Raw genomic sequence first — 22271 nt, 5'->3', positions numbered from 1 at the left:
ACAGCCCCCGCTGACACCCGTGCAGAAAGAGGACTCCATGATCCCCGTCCAAGGCGTCTCCGGCCAGATAATCGCCGTCCTCGGCCTCGGCCGTTCGGGCAAAGCCACTGCCGCAGCGTTACAGGCGGGTGGGGCGCATGTCGTGGTCTGGGATGATGGGCAAGAGGCCCGTGCGCAGGCAGAGACCGAGGGGCTGGAGATCCGCGATCTCAACCGCGCCGAGGCATGGGAGGGGATCACGGCGCTGATCACCTCGCCCGGCATTCCGCATCTTTACCCCGACCCGAACCCGGTTATTGCGAGGGCGCTTGAACTGGGAATCCCTGTCGATAACGATATCGGGCTGTTCTTCCGCAGCTTTGCGACGCCGGACTGGGATGATTTCGCAACCATGCCGAAGGTTATTACGGTGACCGGCTCGAACGGGAAATCCACCACCACGGCGCTGATTCACCACATTCTGCAAAGCATTGGCCGTCCGGTTCAGATGGGTGGCAATATCGGCACCGGAGTCCTGTCGCTTGAACCCGCCCATGACGGCGAGGTGGTGGTGATCGAGTTGTCATCCTATCAGACCGATCTTGCCCGGGCGTTGACGCCGGATGTGGCAGTCTTCACTAATCTGTCGCCGGATCATCTGGACCGTCACGGCGGGCCGGGCGGCTATTTTGCCGCCAAGCGACGGTTATTTGCGGAAGGCGGCCCGGATCGCTGCGTGATCGGGGTGGATGAGATCGAGGGGCGCTATCTCGCCAATCAGATGGGGCAGGGGCCCGGCGATGACCGGGTGATCCGGATTTCTTCGGGCCAGAAGCTCGACAGCTTCGCCTGGGGTGTTTTCGCGCGAAAAGGATTTCTCAGCGAAAATCGCAAGGGCCGTCAGGTCGCCTCGATCGATCTGCGGATGGTGACCGGCCTGCCCGGGACGCATAATCATCAGAATGCCTGCGCCGCCTATGCTGCCTGCCGGGCCGTGGGGCTTGCTCCTCGTGATATCGAGGCAGCGTTTCACAGCTTTGCCGGGCTTCCGCATCGCAGCCAGACCGTGCGCGAGCTGAATGGCGTGCGCTATGTGAACGACTCGAAAGCGACGAATATCGACGCCGCCGAGCAGGCTTTGCAGGCGTTCCGTAATATCCGCTGGATCGCGGGCGGGCTTGGGAAGGATGGCGGCATTGCTGCCTTGCAGCCCCATCTGGGGAATGTGGTGAAAGCCTATCTGATCGGCCACTCCGCCAGGGATTTCGCGCTTCAGCTTGGAGATACGCCGCATGAGGTCTCGGACACGATGGAGGCTGCCATCGCCCGCGCCCATGCGGAAGCGCAGCCCGGTGAGACGGTGTTGCTGGCCCCCGCTGCGGCAAGCTTCGATCAATATCCTAATTTCGAGAAACGCGGCGAGCATTTCACCGCATTGGTGAACGCGCTCTGACCTGATGCGAACGCCTTTATGGCTGGTCGGCGGACAGGAATTGCGCCGACATGAAGCCGGTGCGGCCCTGACCGTCCCGGATTTCCACCCAATCCCCGGTACGAGGGCCGATGGCGGTCACGATCTGGCCCCGTGACAATCGTCCGACCACGTTATCCGAGGTTGTCGGTCCGGCGCGGAAATTCACCGAACTGCCGGTGACGTAAAGCGTATCGGTCGGTGCTTCGGCCAGATCTTCCGCAGGCTGCTGATTGGCGTATTCGGGAGAGGGGCGCAGCTCTGGTCCGGCATATCGGGGACGCTGTTCCGGGGTCTGCTCGACCTCGGCTGCGCTTTGCTGTGCCGCGCTTTCGGATTCCGCCTGGGCCCGTGCCTCTGCCGCCGCTTCCTCTGCTGCTTCGGCCGCGCGGTTTTCCTGCGGAGCGGCCTCGGTGGCAGGCTCGGTCGGCGCAGCGGTGACGCGTCGTGTCTCGCCGTCTCCATACACGAACAACACTGCGAAGAACGCGATCAGCGTCACAAAGATCAGCTTGAACATTGTTTCTGTAACACCCTGCTTCAGAGGCCCCGTTAAGCGAGGTTAATGGGGGAATAATGCGAGCCTAACGCCTCTGACAAGTGGACCGTTCCGGCAGGTTTGGCGGCAAGCGATGTTTTCCGGCTGGACCGGACGGCTTCTGCGGCATAAATCCGTGTCATGTCCGACGATATCATTCCCGAACAGCCCGAGAATCTCAGCGCGGAACCGCTTTCACGCGCGATTGGTGAGCGCTATCTGACCTATGCGCTGTCCACGATCATGAATCGTGCGTTGCCCGATGCCCGTGACGGGCTGAAACCGGTGCACCGGCGCATCCTCTATGCGATGCGCGAATTGCGACTTGCGCCGAACGGGCCTTTCCGCAAATCGGCCAAGATCGCGGGGGACGTGATGGGGAATTACCACCCTCACGGCGATGCGGCGATCTATGATGCGATGGCGCGTCTGGCGCAGGATTTCGCCATGCGTTACCCGCTGGTCGACGGGCAGGGGAATTTCGGCAATATCGACGGGGACAGCCCGGCGGCATCCCGCTATACCGAGGCGCGGCTGGCCGATCCCGGCGATACGCTGATGCAGGGGCTGACCGAGGATGCGGTCGAGTTCCGGCCAAATTATGACGGCACCCTGACCGAACCCGTCGTGCTTCCGGCGGCCTTTCCGAACCTGCTGTGTAACGGCGCTTCGGGCATTGCGGTGGGGATGGCGACGAATATTCCGCCGCATAATCTGCATGAGGTGATCGACGCCTGTCTGTATATGATCAAGTCGCCGGATGCCCGTGACGAGACATTGCTGAATTTCGTACAGGGTCCGGATTTTCCGACCGGCGGCGTTCTGGTCGAGGATGCCGAGACGATCAGCGAGGCGTACCGCACCGGGCGCGGCAGCCTGCGTTTGCGGGCGCGTTGGGAACAAGAGGATCTTGGCCGCGGGACCTGGCAGATCGTGGTCACGGAAATCCCCTATCAGGTGCAGAAATCCAAGCTGATCGAGCGTCTGGCCGAACTGATCCAGACCAAGAAAATGCCGATCCTCGCCGATGTGCGCGACGAATCCGCCGAGGATGTGCGCATCGTTCTGGAACCCAAGACCCGCAGCGTCGATCCCGCGCAGCTTATGGCGGCTTTGTTCAAATCCTCCGATCTTGAGATCCGTTTCGGGTTGAACATGAACGTGCTGATCGACGGGCGCGTCCCGCGTGTCTGCTCGCTGAAAGAGGTGCTGCGGGCATTTCTCGATCATCGCCGCGATGTGCTGCTGCGGCGGACCAATTATCGTCTGGCAAAGATCGCTGCACGTCTGGAGGTGCTGGAGGGGTATATCGTCGCCTTCCTCAATCTCGACCGGGTGATCGAGATCATCCGCTATGACGACGATCCCAAGGCCGGGCTTCTGGCCGAGAACTGGGGTGCGGATGCCGGGGTCGAAATCCGTCTGACCGAGGTTCAGGCCGAAGCGATCCTGAATATGCGCCTGCGTGCCCTGCGCAAGCTGGAAGAGATGGAGCTGCGGGCCGAGCGGGATAATCTGCTGGAAGAACAGGACGGGCTGAATGCGCTGATCTCGGATGAGGGCCTGCAATGGGGCCGCATCACCGAAGAACTGCGCGAGGTCCGCAACCAGTTCGGCAAATCCGCCGAAGGTGGCGCTCGCCGGACCGAGATTTCCGCTACAATCGACGTGCAGCCGGTTGATATGGACGTGATGATCGAGCGTGAGCCGGTGACGGTGATCGTCTCGAAAATGGGCTGGATCCGGGCGATGAAGGGCCATCAGCCTCTGGATGCCGAGGTCAAGTTCCGTGACGGTGACGGCCCCTTCATGGCGCTTCATGCCGAGACGACCGACAAGCTGATGCTGTTCGGCTCGAACGGGCGGTTCTATACGCTGCCCGCGCATGAGCTTCCGGGCGGTCGCGGCCTGGGTGAGCCGGTCCGGCTCATGGTCGATCTGCCGAATGATGCCGCCATCGTGGATCTGTTCCCGTGGCGCGAGGGTGTGAAATATCTGCTCGCTTCGAAAGAGGGGAATGGTTTCGTCGTAAACGCGGCGGATATTCTGGCTCAGACGAAATCGGGGAAACAGGTGCTGAATGGCGACGCGCTTTTATGCCGCGTGGTTCAGGGAGATCATGTCGCCAGTGTCGGTGAGAACCGGAAGATGCTGATCTTCCCGCTGGACGAACTGCCCGAAATGGCGCGGGGCAAAGGCGTGCGAATCCAGAAATTCAAGGATGGCGGCCTGTCCGACGCGGTCTGTCTTACGCTGACCGAGGGGCTTCGCTGGCAGGAAAGCGGCGGCCGCACCAGAACCGAGCCCGATCTCACAGAATGGCTTGGCAAGCGGGCGACGGCGGGACGAATGGCTCCGCGCGGCTTTCCGCGTGACAACAGGTTTAACTAGATCGGGGCAGGGCGGCTGAACCTGCCGCCCTGCATGTTCCTAGCTGGTGGTTTGCGGTTGCAACACGACCGGCTCGGAGGTTTCCGCCGTTTTGTCGTGTGGTTTTCCTGAGCAGGCGGCAGAGGCCGAAGCCGCAGCGATCAGGGAAATTGCCGCAGCAGCGGCCAGAGTTTGCATTTTGATCATGACGTGTGCTCCTTTCGTGGTTGTTGCACGTCGGGGCAGTCTGAATGTGCCGCGGAAAATCCGGACAAATTCGTATCGCAAGCTTCGCACGGAACCGCGATTCGATCAATCTGCGCTGATTTCAGGCCAACATGCCGACCATGTTCGGTAAGGTTTTCGGCGCAGCGATTTGTTTCTGCACGGGCTTTCTTTATGGGCGAAAGGACGGGTTATTCCTCACGCACCTCTTTTCGGCCGGTAATCATCGGCGTGACCAGATCCTCACGCTTCCAGAAGCGGTAAAACAGGATAACCGCGACATGAAGCAGAACGAGGATCAGGACGATATTCGCACCCAACTCGTGCCAGTCCACCGCATTTGTTGCCATCTCGCTGCCAACATAAGAGGCGAGCGGTCCGACATTGATATAATCCTCGGGGTCCGAAATCAGCCCGGTAGAGACCTGTGCGGCAAGCGCCGCAAGCATCGCAATCACTGACAAGGCGCCAAGCGGGTTATGGCCGGGCCAATGGCTTGGCTGACGCAGGAAAAGGTGACGGCAATATCCGGCAATGGCCGATGGCCGCCGAAGGAAATGCGAAAACCGCGCCTCCGGAGGGCCGACAAACCCCCAGACAAGACGAAACAGCAGCAGCCCGGTCACGACATAGCCGCACCAGAAATGCCAGGTCATGACATTCGGGCCATATTTTCCGAGAAGCCATGCAGCAATGACAAAACCCGCCAGCAACCAGTGAAAGACCCGAAGAAGCGGATCCCAGATCACGCGCTCCCGGGGCGTTCCATGATTGCTGGCTTCACTGCGTTCCGGCATCTCTGTCAGTCGCGATACGAATCGTGGCAGGCTTTGCAGGCCCCGCCCAATTGTCCAAGAACCGGACCGATATTCTCCTGCCCGCCCATCACCGCGTCGCCAGCACCGGAAGCGGCCTCACCGAGATCGGCGAATTTCTGGCGGAAATCGTCCATATTTTCCCAGATGGCGGGAAGCGCATCCGTGCCCTCGACATCGGCGTTAGAGCTGCCTTCGATGAAGTGGATGGGCAGGGAATATTGTGTCAGCGCCTCGATATTTCCGGCAGCCTGCGCGGCCATCGCCTCATCATATTCCACATCGCCGCGTGCCATTGCGGCCAGTGTGCCCATATTGGCGCCGAGCATGGTATAGAAACCCTGACGCGCCTTGATCGCCTGAGCGACCGGATCGTCGTCCTGCGCGAAGGCAGCGAAGGGAAGGGCAGCGATGGCACTGGCGAGGATAAGCTTGTGCATGGTAAATCCGTCCTGATATCTGGCTGGTCTGGCTTTGGTTCAGCTTGGTTTGGCCTTGATAGACTGGTTCTGCGATCTGTTCGCCGGGGTCACACTAGCATAGGTTAGATGAATATAAATTGAATGTCTTGCCGCAGCGCCCGTTGACCCTTCTCAACTTTTCTTGACGTTTGCCGCCCGCATCGGCAGGCGGCAAACGTTATCTGGGTCAGCTGTACAGATTCTGTACACCGACCTCGTCATGGATCTGGTTTACCGTTTGCGGCTGAAGGCCAAGCGCCTGAGCCAGCTTGTGCAGATATTGTGCCTCTTCCTGGCTGTCGAAATCGATCGCCATGATGGACATGAGATAAACCTGCGGCTCAAGCCCTTGCGGAACGTCACGCGCCAAGGCCTCTGCATCGACCGGGGCCGCCATCTGTTCGCGGACGAACTGGCGCTCATCTTCGTCCAGATCGCCGAGCTCGCCAAGCAGGCGCTCTTTTTCGCCCTCATCGATCCGGCCATCGGCCTTCGCCGCCTGGATCATCGCACGCAGCATCAGACCGGCCACGGCATTCTGTTCTGCGGTCGGCGCGACCTCGGGTTCCTGACCGGTGGACAGCGAGTCATTCAGCAACTCGCCGAATGAGGCATCGTTGCGGTCCTGCGCCCCTTTGCTGGCAAGCGACCCGGCAGCCGTGCCGCCAAGCAATCCACCCAACAGATCGCCGATGCTGCCGCCCTGGCTTCCGGCACGGCGGGTTCCGCCACTGTTGGTATTGGTAAGCTGGTCAAGGATACCGCCCAATCCGCCTGACGCGCCCGAGGAATTCGGCCCGCCATAGCGGCGGCCCGAACCGGCTGTACCGCCCGAATTGCCGCCGAGCAGCCCACCCAGCAAGCCGCCAAGGCTGCCGGACGATCCGGATTGCGTACTGCGCTGAAGCTGGTCAAGCAGCCCGCCGCCCGACCGGCGTGTCGCGCTTCCCGACCGGCTCCGGTCACTGCCCTTCATTGCGGAACTCAGGCCCTTGGCCAAAATCACGCCGCCAGCGATGCGGGCAAGTGTTTTCATGAGACTCATCTCGGTCCTCCAGTTGAGACAGATACTGCGGGCTGCGCCTGCAGCATGATACGGAAAAGTAACGCGATTTGCCGCGCGGGGTTCCGCGCTGCTGACAGAATGCCCGGCGATCCGTGCGGACTTGATTTTTCCCGATTCAGCTTTTATCTCCGCGTCCGATACAAAAACCGGGGAACGGACCGCCATCTGCCCCGATCAAGGAGGCCTCAATGGCAAAAGCAAAGTTTGAACGGAACAAGCCGCACGTCAACATCGGCACGATCGGGCATGTTGACCACGGCAAGACGACGCTGACTGCGGCGATCACGAAGTATTTCGGCGATTTCCGCGCCTATGACCAGATCGACGGTGCGCCTGAGGAAAAGGCCCGCGGGATCACCATCTCGACCGCTCATGTCGAGTATGAGACCGATGACCGTCACTATGCCCATGTGGACTGCCCCGGCCACGCCGACTATGTGAAGAACATGATCACCGGCGCGGCGCAGATGGATGGCGCGATCCTGGTGGTGAACGCTGCTGACGGCCCGATGCCGCAGACGCGTGAGCATATCCTTCTGGGCCGTCAGGTCGGCATCCCCTACATGGTCGTTTACCTGAACAAGGTCGATCAGGTGGATGACGAGGAACTGCTGGAACTGGTCGAGATGGAAGTGCGCGAGCTGCTCTCTTCTTATGAGTATCCCGGCGATGACATCCCGATCATCAAGGGTTCGGCTCTGGCCGCTCTGGAAGGCCGTGACCCGGAAATCGGCGAGAACTCGATCCGTGAGCTGCTGAAGGCCGTGGACGAATACATCCCGACCCCGGAACGCGCCATCGACCAGCCTTTCCTGATGCCGATCGAGGACGTGTTCTCGATCTCTGGCCGTGGTACGGTTGTCACCGGCCGGGTTGAGCGCGGTGCTGTGAACGTCGGCGACGAACTGGAAATCGTCGGTATCCGCGACACCAAGAAGACCACCTGCACCGGCGTGGAAATGTTCCGCAAGCTGCTGGATCGCGGTGAGGCGGGCGACAATATCGGCGCTCTGCTGCGCGGGATCGAGCGTGACGGCGTTGAGCGCGGTCAGGTTCTGTGCAAGCCGGGTTCGGTGAAGCCGCACACGAAGTTCGAGGCCGAGGCCTATATCCTGACCAAGGAAGAAGGTGGCCGCCACACGCCGTTCTTCGCGAATTACCGTCCGCAATTCTACTTCCGCACGACGGATGTGACCGGTTCGGTGACGCTTCCGGAAGGCACCGAGATGGTGATGCCGGGCGACAACCTGAAATTCGAGGTTGAGCTGATCGCCCCGATCGCGATGGAAGAAAAGCTGCGCTTCGCCATCCGCGAAGGTGGCCGCACGGTCGGCGCCGGCGTGGTGGCCAAGATCATCGAGTGATGATCGAGGGTGGGGGTTGACCCTGCCTGAGCAAAGAGAAAGGCCCGTCCCGAAAGGGGCGGGCTTTTTCAGTGGAGTCTGGCTGATTGCTTTGGTTTTTAGAATGCTGTGAGGGTCGCTGAGGGTGCGTATTGGACGGGTTGTGATGTCAGTCGGAGCCCGGTCGTGAAGGAAGGTGATGGGTTCATCCGCGATGCATCGGAGAGAAACCCGTGAAAGACTCCGCGCCAGATTCGGCTGCTATAGCGGCGTTTACGATGTTTTCACTTCCCGCCTCTACAACTACCTGAAGTTGCGATATGAATCGGGTTATGAGAAGGTTATGGCAGGCTGTGTCGTTGAGGGTGAGGGTGTTGGGGTTGAGGTTCATGCTGCGTGGTTATGTTGTGGCTCGGGTAAGACGACGTTCAGAACCAGATCGGTCTTATCTGCGACGAGAGTCTCCAGCATGATTTTTGCCGGACACTTTGTCGATGCCACGCCCGGCGATCCTGCTATCAATCGCAGCTCATCGACGCTTCAGCCATCCGATACTCAATGGGGAGAACTCTGATGACAACCTATCACGGGTCATGCTTCTGCGGTGCGGTTGCTTTCGAAGCCGGCGGAGATTTGTCCGATGGGACGCTGCGCTGTAATTGCCGCTTTTGCCGAAAGATGCGCTATTGGGATATGCGTTTGCCTGATCCCGCCAAATTCCGGGTGACACGTGGTCGTGAATTCCTTTCGGAAACACCGCGTCAGAAGAATGCCCGAATCGAGATTCACCATTTCTTCTGCGCCAAATGTGGGACACGTATGTGGACCGAGGGGGATGCGCCGGAAATGGGTGGTCGCTTTCTGCAGGTCTGTGTTGCAGCGCTTGATGATGCGCCGGAAGATGAGCTGATCGCTGCACCGGTCTTTTTTGCCGATGGCGCCAATGATGCGTGGTGGGAGCCCGCGGCAGAGATCCGGCATCTGTAAATGCAGGCGCTGTCACTTCGTAGAAAGGTTCATTTGTGTAAAAGAGCTGCGAGTGCCGGGCATGTTGTTCTGGAGCGCAGTCGGTCAGATTGATTGTCGCTGCAACATTATACCGGAGTAATTTGACCACTATGCGGAGGCATCAATCCTTAGAAAGAACCGCATTTAGCAAGAACCGTATATAGCGGATGACCTCGGGATAAATATATTAACTATGTGTCGATGCGGAGTTTGTTCTCAGGATCCAGTGATTGCTGATACCCAACTCCTCAATCCGGCCTGCTCTTCGTCAACGGTTGCATGCAACAGGAATAACGGAAGATGGTCTTTAGTCTCGGCAGTAGATGTGGGCTGAGGGCTACGGGTCAAACTTGCACAAAAAGAAAACAGGCACACAGCTCGCGGAGCCGCGTACCTGCATGGAGTTAGAGTGTTCTGCCGCTACCGCCAGCAGATGCTCAGGTGGCTGCGGCTTTGTTAACCCCGCCTTCGGCGATTTTGGTCATATGGCGGTCGCCTTCCCAGGTATTGTCGAGACATTCCTGCAAACGCGCAGCGTCGCCATCAAGACCCAGCCGGTTGGCAAAGGTGCGGACGCAGCCATAACCGGCGATGGCGTAATGGGCCATGCGCTGATATTGGGTGATGATCGCGGCATCCTGAGCGTCCTCATCGGCGAATTCGGTTTCCAGCGCGTGTTTCCGTGCCTCGGTGACCAGACCCTCCATGCCCTTGCAATGCTCACCTGTCGGGTCGATGCCATGTTCGTTGCAAAGCGATGTCAGAATATCCATCCCTTCCGAGATCCCCTGATTTCCCGAGATCAGCGCCTCGGATAATTCACTGGATTTCGCCGCGCGGCCCATTTCCGTGACAATGGGCAGGGATTGCTTGCAGGCGGAGTAAAGATCGCGAAGCTGGTCGAGATAGAGGTCCTTGAGGTTCTTGATGGCCATGATTGCTCTCCTTGTCGCGTGACATCTTGCGTTCAATCCGGGCATGACGCCCGTCGGCAGAGCAACGCGCCGTTTTCCGGCGATGTTCCATCGATGCAGCAAAGATCAATTCTGAAAGCGATACCAGCCGAGCTTGACTTCGCGTGGTGTTTGGGTGACCTGATCCTTTTGCGCTCACCTTGCTGAAAGATTGAGAAGGTAAATCGACATGTTCAGCTGGTTTGAACGTCGGCTTAATCCCTATCCCGATGATCATCCGCAGATGCCTCCACGCGGTTTCTGGCGGTTCCTGCTTCATTATTCACGCGGTGCGCTGCCCTGGCTTTTGCTGCTGTCACTGGGATCGGCTCTGATCGCGGTGATCGAGGTGGCGCTGTTCGGTTATCTTGGCGATCTGGTCAACCGGCTGTCGGATACGCCTGCTGATCAGTTCTGGCAGGTCGAGGGGAAACGGCTGGCCTTCATGGGGGTGTTACTGCTTGTGGTGTTGCCGTCGCTGAACGCGATCACAAGCATGATCATGCATCAGACTTTGCTGGGTAATTTTCCGCAGCGTATCCGCTGGCAGGCGCATCGCTATCTGCTGCGCCAGTCGGTCGGCTATTTTCAGGATGAGTTTGCCGGACGCATTGCGCAGAGGCTGATGCAGACGGCTCTTGCCGTGCGCGAAGTGGCGATGAAGATGATGGATGTCGCCGTTTACGTGCTTGTCGTCTTTCTGGGCGCCGTGGTTGTCGCGGCCAGTCAGGATTGGCGGCTTGCTCTGCCATTTGCGGTTTGGGGCGCGGCTTATGCTGTCCTGCTATGGCAGATCGTGCCGCGGTTGGCGCGGGTGTCCCAGCATCAGGCGGATGCACGCAGTGCGATGACCGGGCAGGTCGTAGATAGCTATACCAATATTGCCACGGTAAAGCTGTTTTCGCATTCCGACCGGGAAGAGGCCTGGATGCGTGGCGGAATGGACGGTTTCTTGCAGACTGTTTATGCCCAGATGCGTCTCTCGGCATTGCAGGATATTCTGCTGACGGTTCTGAACGCATTTCTTGTCGCTGCCGTGACGGGTATTGGTGTGATGCTGTGGACCCGCGGCGTTGTCAGTGTCGGAGCGCTTGCCGTTGCCGTGCCTCTGGCGATGCGTTTGAATAACATGTCGCACTGGATCATGTGGGAATTCGCCGCGCTGTTTGAGAATATCGGTACGGTGCGGGACGGGATTGCCTCTCTGGCGCTGCCGCGTGCAGTGCAGGACGATCCCGGGGCGAAACCTCTGATCGGCGGTCCGGGCGAGGTGTCCTTCGATCAGGTCACCTTCCGCTATGGTGCCGAGGAAGTCGACCGGCCGCTTGCCGTGCTGGATCATCTGACGCTGAACATCGCAGCGGGTGAGCGGGTCGGACTGATCGGACGCTCCGGTGCAGGAAAATCCACTCTTATAAATCTGTTGCTGCGCTTTCATGATGTGGAAAGCGGCAGGATCACGATTGACGGGCAGGATGTTTCGGGGGTCACGCAGGAAAGCCTTCGGGCCGCCATCGGTGTGGTGACGCAGGATAGCAGCCTGCTGCATCGGTCGGTGCGCGAGAATATCGCCTATGGTCGGCCCGGCGCGAGCGAGGCCGAGATCCTCGATGCCGCGCGGATGGCGGAAGCGCATGAGTTCATCCCGACGCTTTCAGACAGCCGGGGGCGGCGCGGGCTTGATGCGCATGTCGGAGAGCGTGGCGTGAAGCTGTCCGGCGGTCAGCGCCAGCGGATCGCGATTGCGCGGGTTGCTCTGAAAGATGCGCCGATTCTTGTGCTGGATGAGGCGACCTCGGCCCTGGACAGCGAGGCTGAGGCGGCGATTCAGTCGCGGCTTGATGTGCTGATGCAGGGGAAGACCGTGATTGCGATTGCGCATCGCCTGTCGACCATTGCTGCGATGAATCGGCTGGTCGTCATGGATAAGGGGCGCATCGTCGAAGAGGGGACCCATGCCGATCTGCTGAAGCGCGGCGGGATATATGCCGGTCTCTGGGCGCGTCAGTCGGGTGGGTTCCTTGTCACCGAAGATGAAGAGCCGCAGGATACTGATTTTGTCGCCGAGCGCTGATGCCGATCGGTTGCGGGCTGCGGCATTTCAGAAACCGGCGGCTTTCCACTTGCGCAGTTCGGTTTTCCGCACTAATCAGGCGCGCGGCTTAGGGGTATAGCTCAGTTGGTAGAGCATCGGTCTCCAAAACCGAGGGTCGTGGGTTCGAGTCCCTCTGCCCCTGCCAGCCGCCGTCAAACGTGAACCGGAACCGACGCACGTCTGAGCATGACTATCCGCATCCATATCGGCGTACACAAAACAGCCACGACAGAGCTGCAATATTCGCTTCGGCGGGTTTCGGCGAAGCTGTCCGAGGCAGGGACAGGTTATCTAGGACCAAGGGATCTGCGTGATGAGCGGTTTCAACTGCATGCCGCCTTGCGTGAGGGATCGGAAGATCTGAAAGGCGCATGCTCCTCGGCGCTGCAAAACTGGCTGTCCGGGCATGAGGTTCATCTTCTGTCGGAAGAAAACATCATTGGAACGACGCACAGAACATCGCTTTTCAGTGATGACGGGCGGCTTTACCCTCTCGCGACAGAGCAGCTTGCCGAATTGCTGGAACTTATGGGGAGTCCCGAAGTCGAGCTGTTCATGGCGGTGCGCGACCCGGCGGATTTCGTGACCTCTGCTTATGGTCAGCAATTGAGAACCGGGATGCTTGCCGATCTGGACGGCTATCTTCGCAATGCGACGGTTCAACGTCTTTCGTGGACAGAGCTTGCGATGCGTCTGCTTGAAAATGATCTCGTTTCCAGAGTGGTATTCTGGCGCTATGAGGATCATGAGCGGCTGCGTCCGCATATTCTGGAAGCGATGATCGGGCCGGATCTTGCGGGCATCGTCCCGCGGATGGGATGGCATAATGGCGGGATTTCTCAGCAGGCTTATGACATGCTGGTGAAAACTGCGCTGGAAGACACGAAAACGCCGGTCAGGCAGCTTTTGCAGCAGGCGAGGACTGCCCATCCGCGCAAGCAGGGCGTGCCGCAGATGCGATTGCTTCCGCAATTGGTTCATCGTCGCAGCCGGGATGCCTATGCGCAGGATATCCTGAAGATGGCGCAGCTGGACCGGGTGACGTTTCTGGACCCGACGCATATCCCAGAGGACAGCCAGCCCGCTTGACGCTTGAAAACCGCGTTCGACCGGGTTATCTGGGCCGCTGCAACACGAGGAACATCATGGCCAACCCCGTTCAGTTTCTGTCTCAGGTCCGTGCTGAAGCCGCCAAGATCACATGGCCCGGCCGGCGCGAGGTGGTGACCACCACCATCATGGTTCTGATCCTGTCGTCACTGGCCGCCTTGTTCTTCTTTCTGGTCGATCTGGGGATACGCTTTGGCCTGACATGGCTGCTTGGCGCGGTCTCCTGACAGGGTTGCATTAGCAAACGGGCGGCTGTATGTCCGCTCGACCTGCCCGACAGTCGGCGTGCACGATTCGGTGTGCGCCGGTTTCATTTTTCGGGCTGAACGAAATTCAGGGACGGCATGCTGTCCCACTGACGAGCAGAGGTCGGTCGAAACATGGCTAAGCGTTGGTATTCGGTCAGCGTCCTGTCGAACTTCGAAAAGAAGGTCGCAGAGGCGATTCGCCAGGGCATTGCCGAAAAGTCGATGGAAGATGAAATCGACGACGTGGTGGTTCCGACCGAAGAAGTCATTGAGGTTCGCCGGGGCAAGAAAGTGACCTCGGAGCGCCGCTTCATGCCGGGTTATGTGCTGGTGCATATGGAGATGAATGAGCGGACCTATCATCTGGTCAACTCGATCAACCGTGTGACCGGCTTTCTCGGCCAGCAGGGCAAGCCGTCGCCGATGCGCGACGATGAGGTGAACCTGATCCTGCACCGCACCGGTGAGGGCGGGGCAGAGGTCGCGCCGCGCAATCTGATCCGCTTCGATGTGGGCGAGACGGTGAATGTGACCGACGGTCCGTTCGAGGGTTTCTCGGGCACCGTCGAAGAGGTCGACGATGCTGCGGCCCGGATCAAGGTCACGGTGTCGATTTTTGGCCGGCCGACGCCGGTCGAACTGGAATTCACGCAGGTCGCCAAGACCGCGTGATGCAAGCGCGGGAGGCGAAAGCCGCACCGCTATATCTGCCCGATCAGCCCAATCAGGGGCGGGGCGCGATGAAAAAGGAGAGGCCAGATGGCCAAGAAAGTTGTTGGGCAGCTCAAGCTGCAAATCAAGGCGGGCGAAGCCAACCCGTCCCCGCCCGTCGGCCCGGCTCTGGGTCAGCGCGGCATAAATATCATGGAGTTCTGCAAGGCGTTCAACGCCAAGACGCAGGAAATGCAGAAGGGTGCGCCTGTTCCGGTGGTTATCACCTATTATCAGGACAAATCCTTCACCTTCGAAACCAAGACCCCTCCGGCATCCTTCCTGCTGAAGCAGGCTGCCGGTCTGAAGCCTCAGGGCAAGCGCAACCGCGCCAAGGGTTCGGAAAAGCCCGGTCGCGCGACTGCCGGTTCGGTAACCACCAAGCAGGTGCGTGAGATCGCTGAAGTCAAGATGAAGGACCTGTCGGCGAACAGTGTCGAGGAAGCGATGAAAATCATCGCCGGTTCGGCCCGTTCCATCGGCATTGAGGTAAAGGGCTGAGCCATGGCAAAGATTGCAAAGAAAAAAGCCGCTGCCCGCGCTGCCTTCGAAGGCAAGTCGAACCTGTCCGTCGCGGATGCGGTCAAGCTGGTCAAGGATAACGCCTCGGCCAAATTCGATGAAAGCGTCGAGATCGCGATGAATCTGGGCGTCGACCCGCGCCATGCGGACCAAATGGTCCGCGGTGTGGTGCAACTGCCCGCCGGTACCGGCAAAGACGTTCGCGTTGCGGTTTTCGCGCGTGGTCCCAAGGCTGATGAAGCCAAAGAGGCCGGTGCTGAAGTTGTCGGTGCGGAAGATCTGGTAGAATCCATTCAGGGCGGCAAGATCGACTTTGATCGCGTCATTGCGACCCCGGATATGATGCCTCTGGTTGGTCGTCTCGGTAAGGTTCTGGGTCCTCGCAACCTGATGCCGAACCCGAAAGTCGGCACCGTGACGATGGATGTCGCGCAGGCCGTCGCCGCCGCCAAGGGCGGTGAGGTTCAGTTCAAGGCCGAGAAGGCCGGAGTTGTTCATGCCGGTATCGGCAAAGTCAGCTTCGACGCCGACAAGATCGCCCAGAACGTCCGCGCCTTCATTGAGGCGGTGAACCGCGCCAAACCGACTGGCGCAAAGGGCACCTATGTCAAGAAGGTTTCGATCAGTTCGACAATGGGTCCGGGCGTGACCATCGATATCGCTGATGCGGTTTCCGCTCAGTAACAAGCGGATCTGAAGCTGTCAGATAAAGGCCCCTGCGCTTTGCCGGGGCCTTTTTTGACTGAAAAGTCTGATCCGAAGATCTCTTGTGGTGTCGGGGCGCGGCGACATATGAGTTGAGGAAAGCGCATCGTTTTCAGGGCGTTTCCGGATTTTCTTCAAAGAACGGGATCGCAGCTTTGTGTGGGCCGGATGCGGAGAGCAAGATTGATGTTGCATTCCCCTTGCATGCGATCTAGAGACGGCAACTCAAGTCGGTGCATGATTCGTCAGCGCCCTCTTGATCCTGTCCGAGACGGAGGGTGCTGCTTGCGGCTTAATTTCCTTCCTGAGATGGAAATCGAGACCATTTTCCGGGGCTCTCCTCGGGTGATCTCGGGTCCATCGTTAACGGACCCGACCCGTGATCCGCAAGGGTGGCGGGAAAGTGAGAGCCGGGGGTTCGCCCCCAAACTTGGAGTAAACCGTGGATAGAGCGCAAAAAGAACAGGTGGTCGACGAGCTCGGCCAGATCTTTGAAGGCTCTGGCGTCGTGGTGGTTGCCCATTACGAGGGGATGACGGTTGCACAGATGCAGGACCTGCGCGCGCGCATGCGTGAAGAAGGCGGGTCCGTACGCGTTGCCAAGAACAGGCTCGCCAAGATCGCCCTGGAAGGTAAGCCCTGCGCAAGCATTGCTGAATACCTGACAGGCATGACCGTGCTGTCCTATTCGGAGGACCCTGTGGCTGCGGCCAAGGTCGCCGATAAATACGCCAAGGATAACGATAAATTCGTGATCCTCGGCGGTGCAATGGGCGACACGGCGCTTGATCCGGCCGGTGTGAAAGCCGTTGCCGCCATGCCGTCGCGTGAGGAGCTTATTGCTTCGATCGTGGGCTGCATCGGCGCACCTGCTTCGAACATCGCCGGCGCGATTGGCGCACCTGCTTCGAACATCGCGGGCATTCTTTCGACGCTCGAAGAGCGCGAAGCGGCCTGATGCAACTTATTCCCGGCGTATGGACGAAATCCGACGTTGGAACACAAACTTGGAAAGAACGGAAAAATGGCTGATCTGAAAAAACTCGCCGAAGAAATCGTGGGCCTGACCTTGCTGGAAGCCCAGGAGCTGAAAACCATCCTGAAGGATGAATACGGCATCGAGCCCGCTGCTGGCGGCGCTGTGATGATGGCTGGCCCGGCTGCCGGTGCTGCCGAAGCCGCAGAAGAAAAGACCGAATTCGACGTTGTTCTGGTCGAAGCCGGTGCCAACAAGATCAACGTGATCAAGGAAGTTCGCGGCATCACCGGTCTGGGCCTGAAAGAAGCCAAGGACCTGGTTGAAGCCGGTGGCAAAGTCAAAGAAGGCGCTGCCAAGGACGAAGCTGAAGAGCTGAAGAAGAAGCTCGAAGCGGCTGGCGCCAAGGTTGAGCTGAAGTAATCCGGCAATTGTCGGTTTGATTGTGGCAGGGTCCGGGATTTCCCGGTCCCTGCCGAACCTGTCTTGAAGGGCGCTGATCGGATGCCTACATGGCTTCAGCTTCCTTCAGGGCATGTTCACGGTTCGGGAGCCGCGCGGTGGGACGAGCGGCAGGTATTGAACCGGAAGTCCTGACATTCGCAGACCGCGTTCACCGGGCCCCGACGGTGCATGCGCGTCAAGACGAAAGGTGCAAAACCCTATGGCGCAGTCCTATGTCGGCCAGAAGCGTATCCGGCGCAGCTATGGCAATATTCGTGAAGTTCTCGAAATGCCGAACCTCATCGAGGTTCAGAAATCTTCTTATGATCTGTTTTTGAATTCGGGCGATGCCCCGACCCATACCGATGGTGAGGGTCTGCAGGGCGTCTTCCAGTCGGTTTTCCCGATCCGCGATTTCAATGAGACCGCGACGCTGGAATTCGTGAAATACGAGCTTGAAAAGCCGAAATACGATGTTGACGAATGCCAGCAGCGCGACATGACCTATGCCGCACCGCTGAAAGTCACGCTGCGCCTGATTGTGTTCGATGTCGATGAAAACACCGGTGCGAAATCGGTCAAGGACATCAAGGAGCAGGATGTCTTCATGGGCGACATGCCCCTGATGACCCAGAACGGTACCTTCATCGTGAACGGAACCGAGCGTGTTGTCGTGTCCCAGATGCACCGCTCTCCGGGCGTGTTCTTCGACCATGATCGCGGCAAGACGCACAGCTCGGGCAAGCTGCTTTTCGCGTGCCGAATCATTCCCTATCGCGGTTCCTGGCTGGATTTCGAATTCGATGCCAAGGATCTGGTGTTTGCACGGATCGACCGCCGCCGGAAACTGCCGGTGACGACCCTGCTCTATGCGCTTGGCATGGATCAGGAAGGGATCATGGATGCCTTCTATGAAACCGTGAATTTCCGGCTTGAAAAAGCCAAGGGTGCGGAATCCGGCTGGGTCACGCGGTTCTTCCCCGAGCGTGTTCGCGGCTCCCGCCCCGCTTATGACCTGATCAACGCCGCAACCGGAGAGGTTATTACCGCTGCGGGCGAAAAGGTGACTCCGCGTAAGGTCAAGCAGTTGCTGGATGGCGGTGACGAAATCGACCTGCTGGTGCCGTTCGATCAGATCATTGGCCGGTTTGTCGCCAAGGATATCATCAATGAGGAAACCGGCTTCATCTATGCTGAGGCAGGCGATGAAATCACCGCGGAATATGACAAGGAAGGCGAGCTTTCGGGCGGTCTTCTGAAGGTTCTGCTGGATAATGACATCAACGATATCCCGGTGCTGGATATCGATAACGTCAATGTCGGCGCGTATATCCGCAATACGATGGCGTCGGACAAGAACATGAACCGCGAACAGGCGCTGATGGATATCTATCGCGTCATGCGTCCGGGTGAGCCGCCGACCGTTGAAGCGGCCTCGACCATGTTCGACAGCCTGTTCTTCGACAGTGAGCGGTATGATCTGTCCGCCGTGGGCCGGGTCAAGATGAATATGCGTCTGGACCTCGATGCGCCGGATACGCAGCGTACGCTGCGCCCCGAGGATATCGTGGCCTGTGTCAAGGGTCTGGTCGAGTTGCGCGACGGCAAGGGTGAGATCGACGATATCGACCATCTGGGCAACCGCCGTGTGCGTTCGGTCGGCGAATTGATGGAGAACCAGTATCGCGTCGGCCTGCTCCGCATGGAGCGTGCCATTCGCGAGCGCATGTCAGGCGTCGAGATCGACACCGTCATGCCGCAGGATCTGATCAACGCCAAGCCGGCAGCGGCGGCGGTGCGCGAATTCTTCGGCTCCAGCCAGTTGTCGCAGTTCATGGACCAGACCAACCCGCTTTCCGAGGTCACCCATAAACGCCGCCTCTCGGCGCTTGGGCCGGGCGGCCTGACCCGCGAACGTGCGGGCTTCGAGGTGCGCGACGTTCACCCGACCCATTACGGTCGGATGTGTCCCATTGAGACGCCGGAAGGTCAGAATATCGGTCTGATCAACAGCCTCGCGACCTTCGCCCGCGTGAACAAATACGGCTTTATCGAGACCCCTTACCGCAAGGTTGTGGAAGGCAAGGTCACCGATGATGTCGTGTACATGTCCGCGACCGAGGAGATGCGTCACACCGTAGCGCAGGCCAATGCGCAACTGGACGAGGACGGCAAATTCGTGAATGAGCTGGTCAGCACCCGTCAGGCTGGCGACTTCCTGCTGAACCCGGTCGATGCCGTGGACCTGATCGACGTGTCGCCGAAGCAGCTTGTATCGGTTGCTGCCGCGCTGATCCCGTTCCTTGAAAATGACGACGCAAACCGCGCTCTGATGGGCTCGAACATGCAACGTCAGGCGGTTCCGCTGCTGCGGGCCGAGGCGCCGTTTGTCGGCACCGGGATGGAAGCCACCGTGGCCCGCGATTCCGGTGCGGCCATCATGGCCCGCCGTTCGGGTGTGATCGATCAGGTCGATGCGCAGCGTATCGTTGTCCGCGCGACCGAGGATCTGGGCGCGGGCGATGCTGGCGTGGATATTTACCGTCTGCGCAAGTTCAAACGCTCGAACCAGTCTTCGACCATCAACCAGCGTCCGCTGGTGAAGGTGGGTGAGAAGGTCGTGAAAGGGCAGGTCATCGCTGACGGTCCCTCGACCGATCAGGGCGAGTTGGCCATCGGCCGGAACGTGGTCGTCGCCTTCATGCCGTGGAACGGCTATAACTATGAAGACTCGATCCTGATTTCGGAACGAATCCACCGCGACGACGTGTTCACCTCGATCCATATCGACGAATACGAAGTGGCGGCCCGCGATACCAAGCTGGGTCCGGAAGAAATCACCCGCGACATCCCCAATGTCGGTGAAGAGGCGCTGCGCAACCTCGATGAGGCTGGCATCGTCTATATCGGCGCTGAGGTTGGGCCGGGCGATATTCTGGTCGGGAAGATCACGCCGAAGGGTGAAAGCCCGATGACGCCTGAGGAAAAGCTTCTCCGCGCCATCTTCGGGGAGAAGGCGTCGGATGTACGCGATACCTCGCTGCGTCTGCCTCCGGGTGCTTACGGTACCATTGTCGAGGTCCGTGTCTTCAACCGTCACGGTGTGGACAAGGACGAACGTGCGCTTCAGATCGAACGTGAAGAAGTCGAACGCTTGTCCCGCGACCGCGATGACGAGCTGGCGATTCTTGAACGCAACATCTATGCGCGTCTGAAAACCCTGATCCTCGGCAAGACCGCCGTGAAAGGGCCGAAAGGCATCAAGGCAAACAGCACCGTGGATGAGGATCTGCTGGGTTCGATTTCCCGCGGCCTGTGGTGGCAGCTTGCCATCGGTGACGAAGACACCGCCAAGGAAGTCGAGGCGCTGCACGACCAGTTCAACGCGCAGAAGAAGGCGCTTGAGGCCCGTTTTGACGACAAGGTCGAAAAGGTCCGTCAGGGCGACGATCTGCCTCCGGGCGTGATGAAGATGGTCAAGGTCTTCGTCGCGGTGAAGCGCAAGCTTCAGGCTGGCGACAAGATGGCCGGTCGTCACGGCAACAAGGGTGTGGTGTCCAAGGTCGTCCCGATGGAGGATATGCCGTTCCTTGCGGATGGTACTCCGGTCGACCTGGTGCTGAACCCGCTTGGTGTGCCGTCGCGGATGAATGTCGGTCAGATTCTGGAAACCCATATGGGTTGGGCGTCGCGCGGTCTGGGCATCCAGATCGATGAGGCTCTGGAAGCGTTCCGTCACGGCACCGGCGATATGTCCGGCGTGCGTGAGGCCATGAAGAATGGTTATGGCGACGAAATGTACGCGGAAACCTTCGAGGGGCTGGACGATGACCGGCTGCTGGAGCACGCGAATGCTGTGCGCAGCGGTGTTCCGATCGCAACTCCGGTATTCGACGGCGCGAAAGAGATCGACGTCGATGATGCGCTGAAGCGTGCCGGTTTCGACCAGTCGGGTCAGTCCATCGTCTTCGACGGCCGCACCGGCGAACAATTCGCGCGTCCGGTCACGGTGGGGATGAAATACATCCTCAAGCTGCATCACCTTGTCGATGACAAGATGCATGCCCGCTCGACCGGTCCGTATTCGCTTGTCACGCAACAGCCTCTGGGCGGTAAGGCTCAGTTCGGCGGTCAGCGTCTGGGTGAGATGGAGGTCTGGGCCCTGGAAGCTTACGGCGCTGCCTATACGCTGCAGGAAATGCTGACGGTGAAGTCGGATGACGTGGCGGGCCGGACCAAGGTCTATGAAAGCATCGTCAAGGGCGAGGACAATTTTGAAGCCGGTGTACCGGAATCGTTCAACGTCCTTGTCAAAGAGGTCCGGGGTCTGGGCCTCAATATGGAGCTTCTGGACGCGGAGGACGATGCCGAATGATGTTCGGCCGGATCTACAGGCGGCTAAAGCGCGGCTATGTCACCACGGTGGGAACGCCCCTGGCAAGGGGGCGTGCCCGGTCGTTGGGTGCCCGTGTGGTGGGTGCGTTGCCGACGCCGCCTGAACCGGTTCCGGCAGAGCATGCGATGCGACTGAATCTTGCAGAGGGGGTCAAACATCCTTCTGTCAAGCTGGATGGCGCGTTCGGAGACAATTCCGTTCTGACGATCGACCGCCGGATCCCCGCGCGTATGAAGATTCATATCCGGGTTTCCGCGCCGACGCCGCCGACGAATGTCAGATTGCAGATTGGTCATGTGAAGACCGGCAGGATTTCCATCGCCGTCGCCGGCTCCAATGTCGATATGCAGATCGGACATACCAATCGCCTGATTGCACAGATCGGCGTGGGGCAAAATTCGTTGGTCCGTGTCGGCGACCGGACCACGTCGAGCGGAATCGAGATCTCCTGTATGGACGGCATCGTTCGGATCGGCTCGGATTGCCAATCCGGCGGAGGGTCGATGGTTATGGGAGCAGCCCACCACGGGATTGTCGCATTGCGGAAGGGAAGAGCCAGGATCGTCCGGCAGAAGCCCGAAGTTCATGTCGGCGATCACGTCTGGCTTGGCTTTCGAAGCTATGTCGGGGGAAGGGCGCGTATCGGCAGCGGCTGCATCGTGGCCGCCTGTTCTTCGGTTGTCTCTCCGATGCCGCCGGATTGTCTGATCGCAGGGAACCCCGCTGCCATTCGCCGCAGAAATGTCGGGTGGAGCCGTGACGCAAAATCCATCGATGAGCATTCGCAACACTATTTCAAATCGGTCGTCTGGCAGTCTTCCTGATTGCCAGATTA

At 59.3% G+C, this 22271-nt stretch carries 20 protein-coding genes and 1 tRNA gene; 15 read left to right on the top strand and 6 right to left on the bottom strand.

Annotated elements, in window-relative coordinates; translation table 11 throughout:
* Positions 1 to 37 precede the first annotated feature (37 nt).
* Complete coding sequence (gene murD / locus PAE61_RS12325; protein WP_271112677.1) at positions 38 to 1432, top strand: UDP-N-acetylmuramoyl-L-alanine--D-glutamate ligase; 1395 nt, start codon at positions 38 to 40, stop codon at positions 1430 to 1432.
* Between the two features lie 16 nt (positions 1433 to 1448).
* On the opposite strand, the gene PAE61_RS12320 is transcribed toward murD, so the two are convergent.
* Positions 1449 to 1970 (bottom strand): SH3 domain-containing protein, encoded by a 522-nt coding sequence (locus PAE61_RS12320; protein WP_271112676.1) that lies wholly within the window; start codon positions 1968 to 1970, stop codon positions 1449 to 1451.
* A gap of 159 nt (positions 1971 to 2129) precedes the next feature.
* Between PAE61_RS12320 and parC the strand changes: the two genes are divergently transcribed.
* A complete protein-coding gene (gene parC, locus PAE61_RS12315) occupies positions 2130 to 4379 on the top strand; it encodes a DNA topoisomerase IV subunit A (RefSeq protein WP_271112675.1) in 2250 nt (749 codons plus the stop codon).
* A gap of 39 nt (positions 4380 to 4418) precedes the next feature.
* Here parC and PAE61_RS12310 read toward each other — a convergent pair whose 3' ends face one another.
* The 4 genes from PAE61_RS12310 to PAE61_RS12295 all read right to left on the bottom strand — a co-directional run bounded on the left by PAE61_RS12310 (position 4419) and on the right by PAE61_RS12295 (position 6904).
* Positions 4419 to 4565 (bottom strand): hypothetical protein, encoded by a 147-nt coding sequence (locus PAE61_RS12310; protein ID WP_271112674.1) that lies wholly within the window; start codon positions 4563 to 4565, stop codon positions 4419 to 4421.
* 209 nt (positions 4566 to 4774) lie between these two features.
* Positions 4775 to 5380: a cytochrome b/b6 domain-containing protein gene (locus tag PAE61_RS12305; protein ID WP_271112673.1), complete on the bottom strand. Its 606-nt coding sequence runs from the start codon at positions 5378 to 5380 to the stop codon at positions 4775 to 4777.
* Positions 5381 to 5385: 5 nt separating this feature from the next.
* The gene (locus PAE61_RS12300; protein ID WP_271112672.1) at positions 5386 to 5838 is read right to left on the bottom strand and encodes a c-type cytochrome; all 453 of its coding nucleotides are present in this window, start codon (positions 5836 to 5838) and stop codon (positions 5386 to 5388) included.
* A 208-nt stretch (positions 5839 to 6046) separates the two neighbouring features.
* On the bottom strand, positions 6047 to 6904 hold the full coding sequence (locus tag PAE61_RS12295; protein WP_271112671.1) for a tellurite resistance TerB family protein: 858 nt from the start codon (positions 6902 to 6904) through the stop codon (positions 6047 to 6049).
* Between the two features lie 209 nt (positions 6905 to 7113).
* Here PAE61_RS12295 and tuf point away from each other — a divergent pair, with 209 nt between their 5' ends.
* The gene (gene tuf / locus PAE61_RS12290; protein WP_271112670.1) at positions 7114 to 8289 is read left to right on the top strand and encodes an elongation factor Tu; all 1176 of its coding nucleotides are present in this window, start codon (positions 7114 to 7116) and stop codon (positions 8287 to 8289) included.
* 552 nt (positions 8290 to 8841) lie between these two features.
* A complete protein-coding gene (locus PAE61_RS12285; RefSeq protein ID WP_271112669.1) occupies positions 8842 to 9255 on the top strand; it encodes a GFA family protein in 414 nt (137 codons plus the stop codon).
* A gap of 458 nt (positions 9256 to 9713) precedes the next feature.
* Here the strand turns inward: PAE61_RS12285 and PAE61_RS12280 are convergent, their stop codons facing one another.
* Complete coding sequence (locus PAE61_RS12280; protein ID WP_271112668.1) at positions 9714 to 10211, bottom strand: ferritin-like domain-containing protein; 498 nt, start codon at positions 10209 to 10211, stop codon at positions 9714 to 9716.
* A gap of 208 nt (positions 10212 to 10419) precedes the next feature.
* Here PAE61_RS12280 and PAE61_RS12275 point away from each other — a divergent pair, with 208 nt between their 5' ends.
* The 11 genes from PAE61_RS12275 to PAE61_RS12225 all read left to right on the top strand — a co-directional run bounded on the left by PAE61_RS12275 (position 10420) and on the right by PAE61_RS12225 (position 22260).
* On the top strand, positions 10420 to 12303 hold the full coding sequence (locus PAE61_RS12275; protein ID WP_271112667.1) for an ABC transporter ATP-binding protein: 1884 nt from the start codon (positions 10420 to 10422) through the stop codon (positions 12301 to 12303).
* Positions 12304 to 12393: 90 nt separating this feature from the next.
* Positions 12394 to 12469 (top strand) — tRNA-Trp (locus PAE61_RS12270).
* A gap of 41 nt (positions 12470 to 12510) precedes the next feature.
* On the top strand, positions 12511 to 13413 hold the full coding sequence (locus tag PAE61_RS12265) for a hypothetical protein (RefSeq protein WP_271112666.1): 903 nt from the start codon (positions 12511 to 12513) through the stop codon (positions 13411 to 13413).
* 56 nt (positions 13414 to 13469) lie between these two features.
* Complete coding sequence (secE, locus tag PAE61_RS12260; RefSeq protein WP_271112665.1) at positions 13470 to 13661, top strand: preprotein translocase subunit SecE; 192 nt, start codon at positions 13470 to 13472, stop codon at positions 13659 to 13661.
* A gap of 153 nt (positions 13662 to 13814) precedes the next feature.
* Positions 13815 to 14354, top strand: a complete 540-nt coding sequence (gene nusG / locus PAE61_RS12255) for a transcription termination/antitermination protein NusG (RefSeq protein WP_271112664.1) — start codon at positions 13815 to 13817, stop codon at positions 14352 to 14354.
* 87 nt (positions 14355 to 14441) lie between these two features.
* Positions 14442 to 14894, top strand: coding sequence for a 50S ribosomal protein L11 (rplK, locus tag PAE61_RS12250; protein ID WP_271112663.1), 453 nt, complete (start codon positions 14442 to 14444; stop codon positions 14892 to 14894).
* A 3-nt stretch (positions 14895 to 14897) separates the two neighbouring features.
* On the top strand, positions 14898 to 15599 hold the full coding sequence (gene rplA, locus PAE61_RS12245) for a 50S ribosomal protein L1 (RefSeq protein WP_271112662.1): 702 nt from the start codon (positions 14898 to 14900) through the stop codon (positions 15597 to 15599).
* Between the two features lie 463 nt (positions 15600 to 16062).
* Positions 16063 to 16578: a 50S ribosomal protein L10 gene (gene rplJ / locus PAE61_RS12240; RefSeq protein WP_271112661.1), complete on the top strand. Its 516-nt coding sequence runs from the start codon at positions 16063 to 16065 to the stop codon at positions 16576 to 16578.
* Between the two features lie 66 nt (positions 16579 to 16644).
* Positions 16645 to 17019, top strand: a complete 375-nt coding sequence (gene rplL, locus PAE61_RS12235; RefSeq protein ID WP_271112660.1) for a 50S ribosomal protein L7/L12 — start codon at positions 16645 to 16647, stop codon at positions 17017 to 17019.
* 241 nt (positions 17020 to 17260) lie between these two features.
* A complete protein-coding gene (gene rpoB, locus PAE61_RS12230) occupies positions 17261 to 21415 on the top strand; it encodes a DNA-directed RNA polymerase subunit beta (RefSeq protein ID WP_271112659.1) in 4155 nt (1384 codons plus the stop codon).
* Positions 21412 to 22260, top strand: coding sequence for an LbetaH domain-containing protein (locus tag PAE61_RS12225; RefSeq protein ID WP_271112658.1), 849 nt, complete (start codon positions 21412 to 21414; stop codon positions 22258 to 22260). The genes rpoB and PAE61_RS12225 overlap by 4 nt, the downstream gene beginning before the upstream one ends.
* The last annotated feature ends 11 nt before the right edge of the window (positions 22261 to 22271 follow it).

It is taken from the genome of Paracoccus aerodenitrificans (genome assembly GCF_027913215.1).
In the GTDB taxonomy this organism is placed as follows: Bacteria; Pseudomonadota; Alphaproteobacteria; order Rhodobacterales; family Rhodobacteraceae; genus Paracoccus; species Paracoccus aerodenitrificans.
Note: the sequence above shows the minus strand (reverse complement) of the source record. Positions and strands in the feature narration are given on the sequence as shown.

Excerpts from the sequence above, each read along its gene's own strand:
- murD (WP_271112677.1), top strand. The coding sequence starts at position 38 with ATGATCCCCGTCCAAGGCGTCTCCGGCCAGATAATCGCCGTCCTCGGC.
- PAE61_RS12320 (WP_271112676.1), bottom strand. The coding sequence starts at position 1,970 with ATGTTCAAGCTGATCTTTGTGACGCTGATCGCGTTCTTCGCAGTGTTG.
- parC (WP_271112675.1), top strand. The coding sequence starts at position 2,130 with ATGTCCGACGATATCATTCCCGAACAGCCCGAGAATCTCAGCGCGGAA.
- PAE61_RS12310 (WP_271112674.1), bottom strand. The coding sequence starts at position 4,565 with ATGATCAAAATGCAAACTCTGGCCGCTGCTGCGGCAATTTCCCTGATC.
- PAE61_RS12305 (WP_271112673.1), bottom strand. The coding sequence starts at position 5,380 with ATGCCGGAACGCAGTGAAGCCAGCAATCATGGAACGCCCCGGGAGCGC.
- PAE61_RS12300 (WP_271112672.1), bottom strand. The coding sequence starts at position 5,838 with ATGCACAAGCTTATCCTCGCCAGTGCCATCGCTGCCCTTCCCTTCGCT.
- PAE61_RS12295 (WP_271112671.1), bottom strand. The coding sequence starts at position 6,904 with ATGAGTCTCATGAAAACACTTGCCCGCATCGCTGGCGGCGTGATTTTG.
- tuf (WP_271112670.1), top strand. The coding sequence starts at position 7,114 with ATGGCAAAAGCAAAGTTTGAACGGAACAAGCCGCACGTCAACATCGGC.
- PAE61_RS12285 (WP_271112669.1), top strand. The coding sequence starts at position 8,842 with ATGACAACCTATCACGGGTCATGCTTCTGCGGTGCGGTTGCTTTCGAA.
- PAE61_RS12280 (WP_271112668.1), bottom strand. The coding sequence starts at position 10,211 with ATGGCCATCAAGAACCTCAAGGACCTCTATCTCGACCAGCTTCGCGAT.
- PAE61_RS12275 (WP_271112667.1), top strand. The coding sequence starts at position 10,420 with ATGTTCAGCTGGTTTGAACGTCGGCTTAATCCCTATCCCGATGATCAT.
- PAE61_RS12265 (WP_271112666.1), top strand. The coding sequence starts at position 12,511 with ATGACTATCCGCATCCATATCGGCGTACACAAAACAGCCACGACAGAG.
- secE (WP_271112665.1), top strand. The coding sequence starts at position 13,470 with ATGGCCAACCCCGTTCAGTTTCTGTCTCAGGTCCGTGCTGAAGCCGCC.
- nusG (WP_271112664.1), top strand. The coding sequence starts at position 13,815 with ATGGCTAAGCGTTGGTATTCGGTCAGCGTCCTGTCGAACTTCGAAAAG.
- rplK (WP_271112663.1), top strand. The coding sequence starts at position 14,442 with ATGGCCAAGAAAGTTGTTGGGCAGCTCAAGCTGCAAATCAAGGCGGGC.
- rplA (WP_271112662.1), top strand. The coding sequence starts at position 14,898 with ATGGCAAAGATTGCAAAGAAAAAAGCCGCTGCCCGCGCTGCCTTCGAA.
- rplL (WP_271112660.1), top strand. The coding sequence starts at position 16,645 with ATGGCTGATCTGAAAAAACTCGCCGAAGAAATCGTGGGCCTGACCTTG.
- rpoB (WP_271112659.1), top strand. The coding sequence starts at position 17,261 with ATGGCGCAGTCCTATGTCGGCCAGAAGCGTATCCGGCGCAGCTATGGC.
- PAE61_RS12225 (WP_271112658.1), top strand. The coding sequence starts at position 21,412 with ATGATGTTCGGCCGGATCTACAGGCGGCTAAAGCGCGGCTATGTCACC.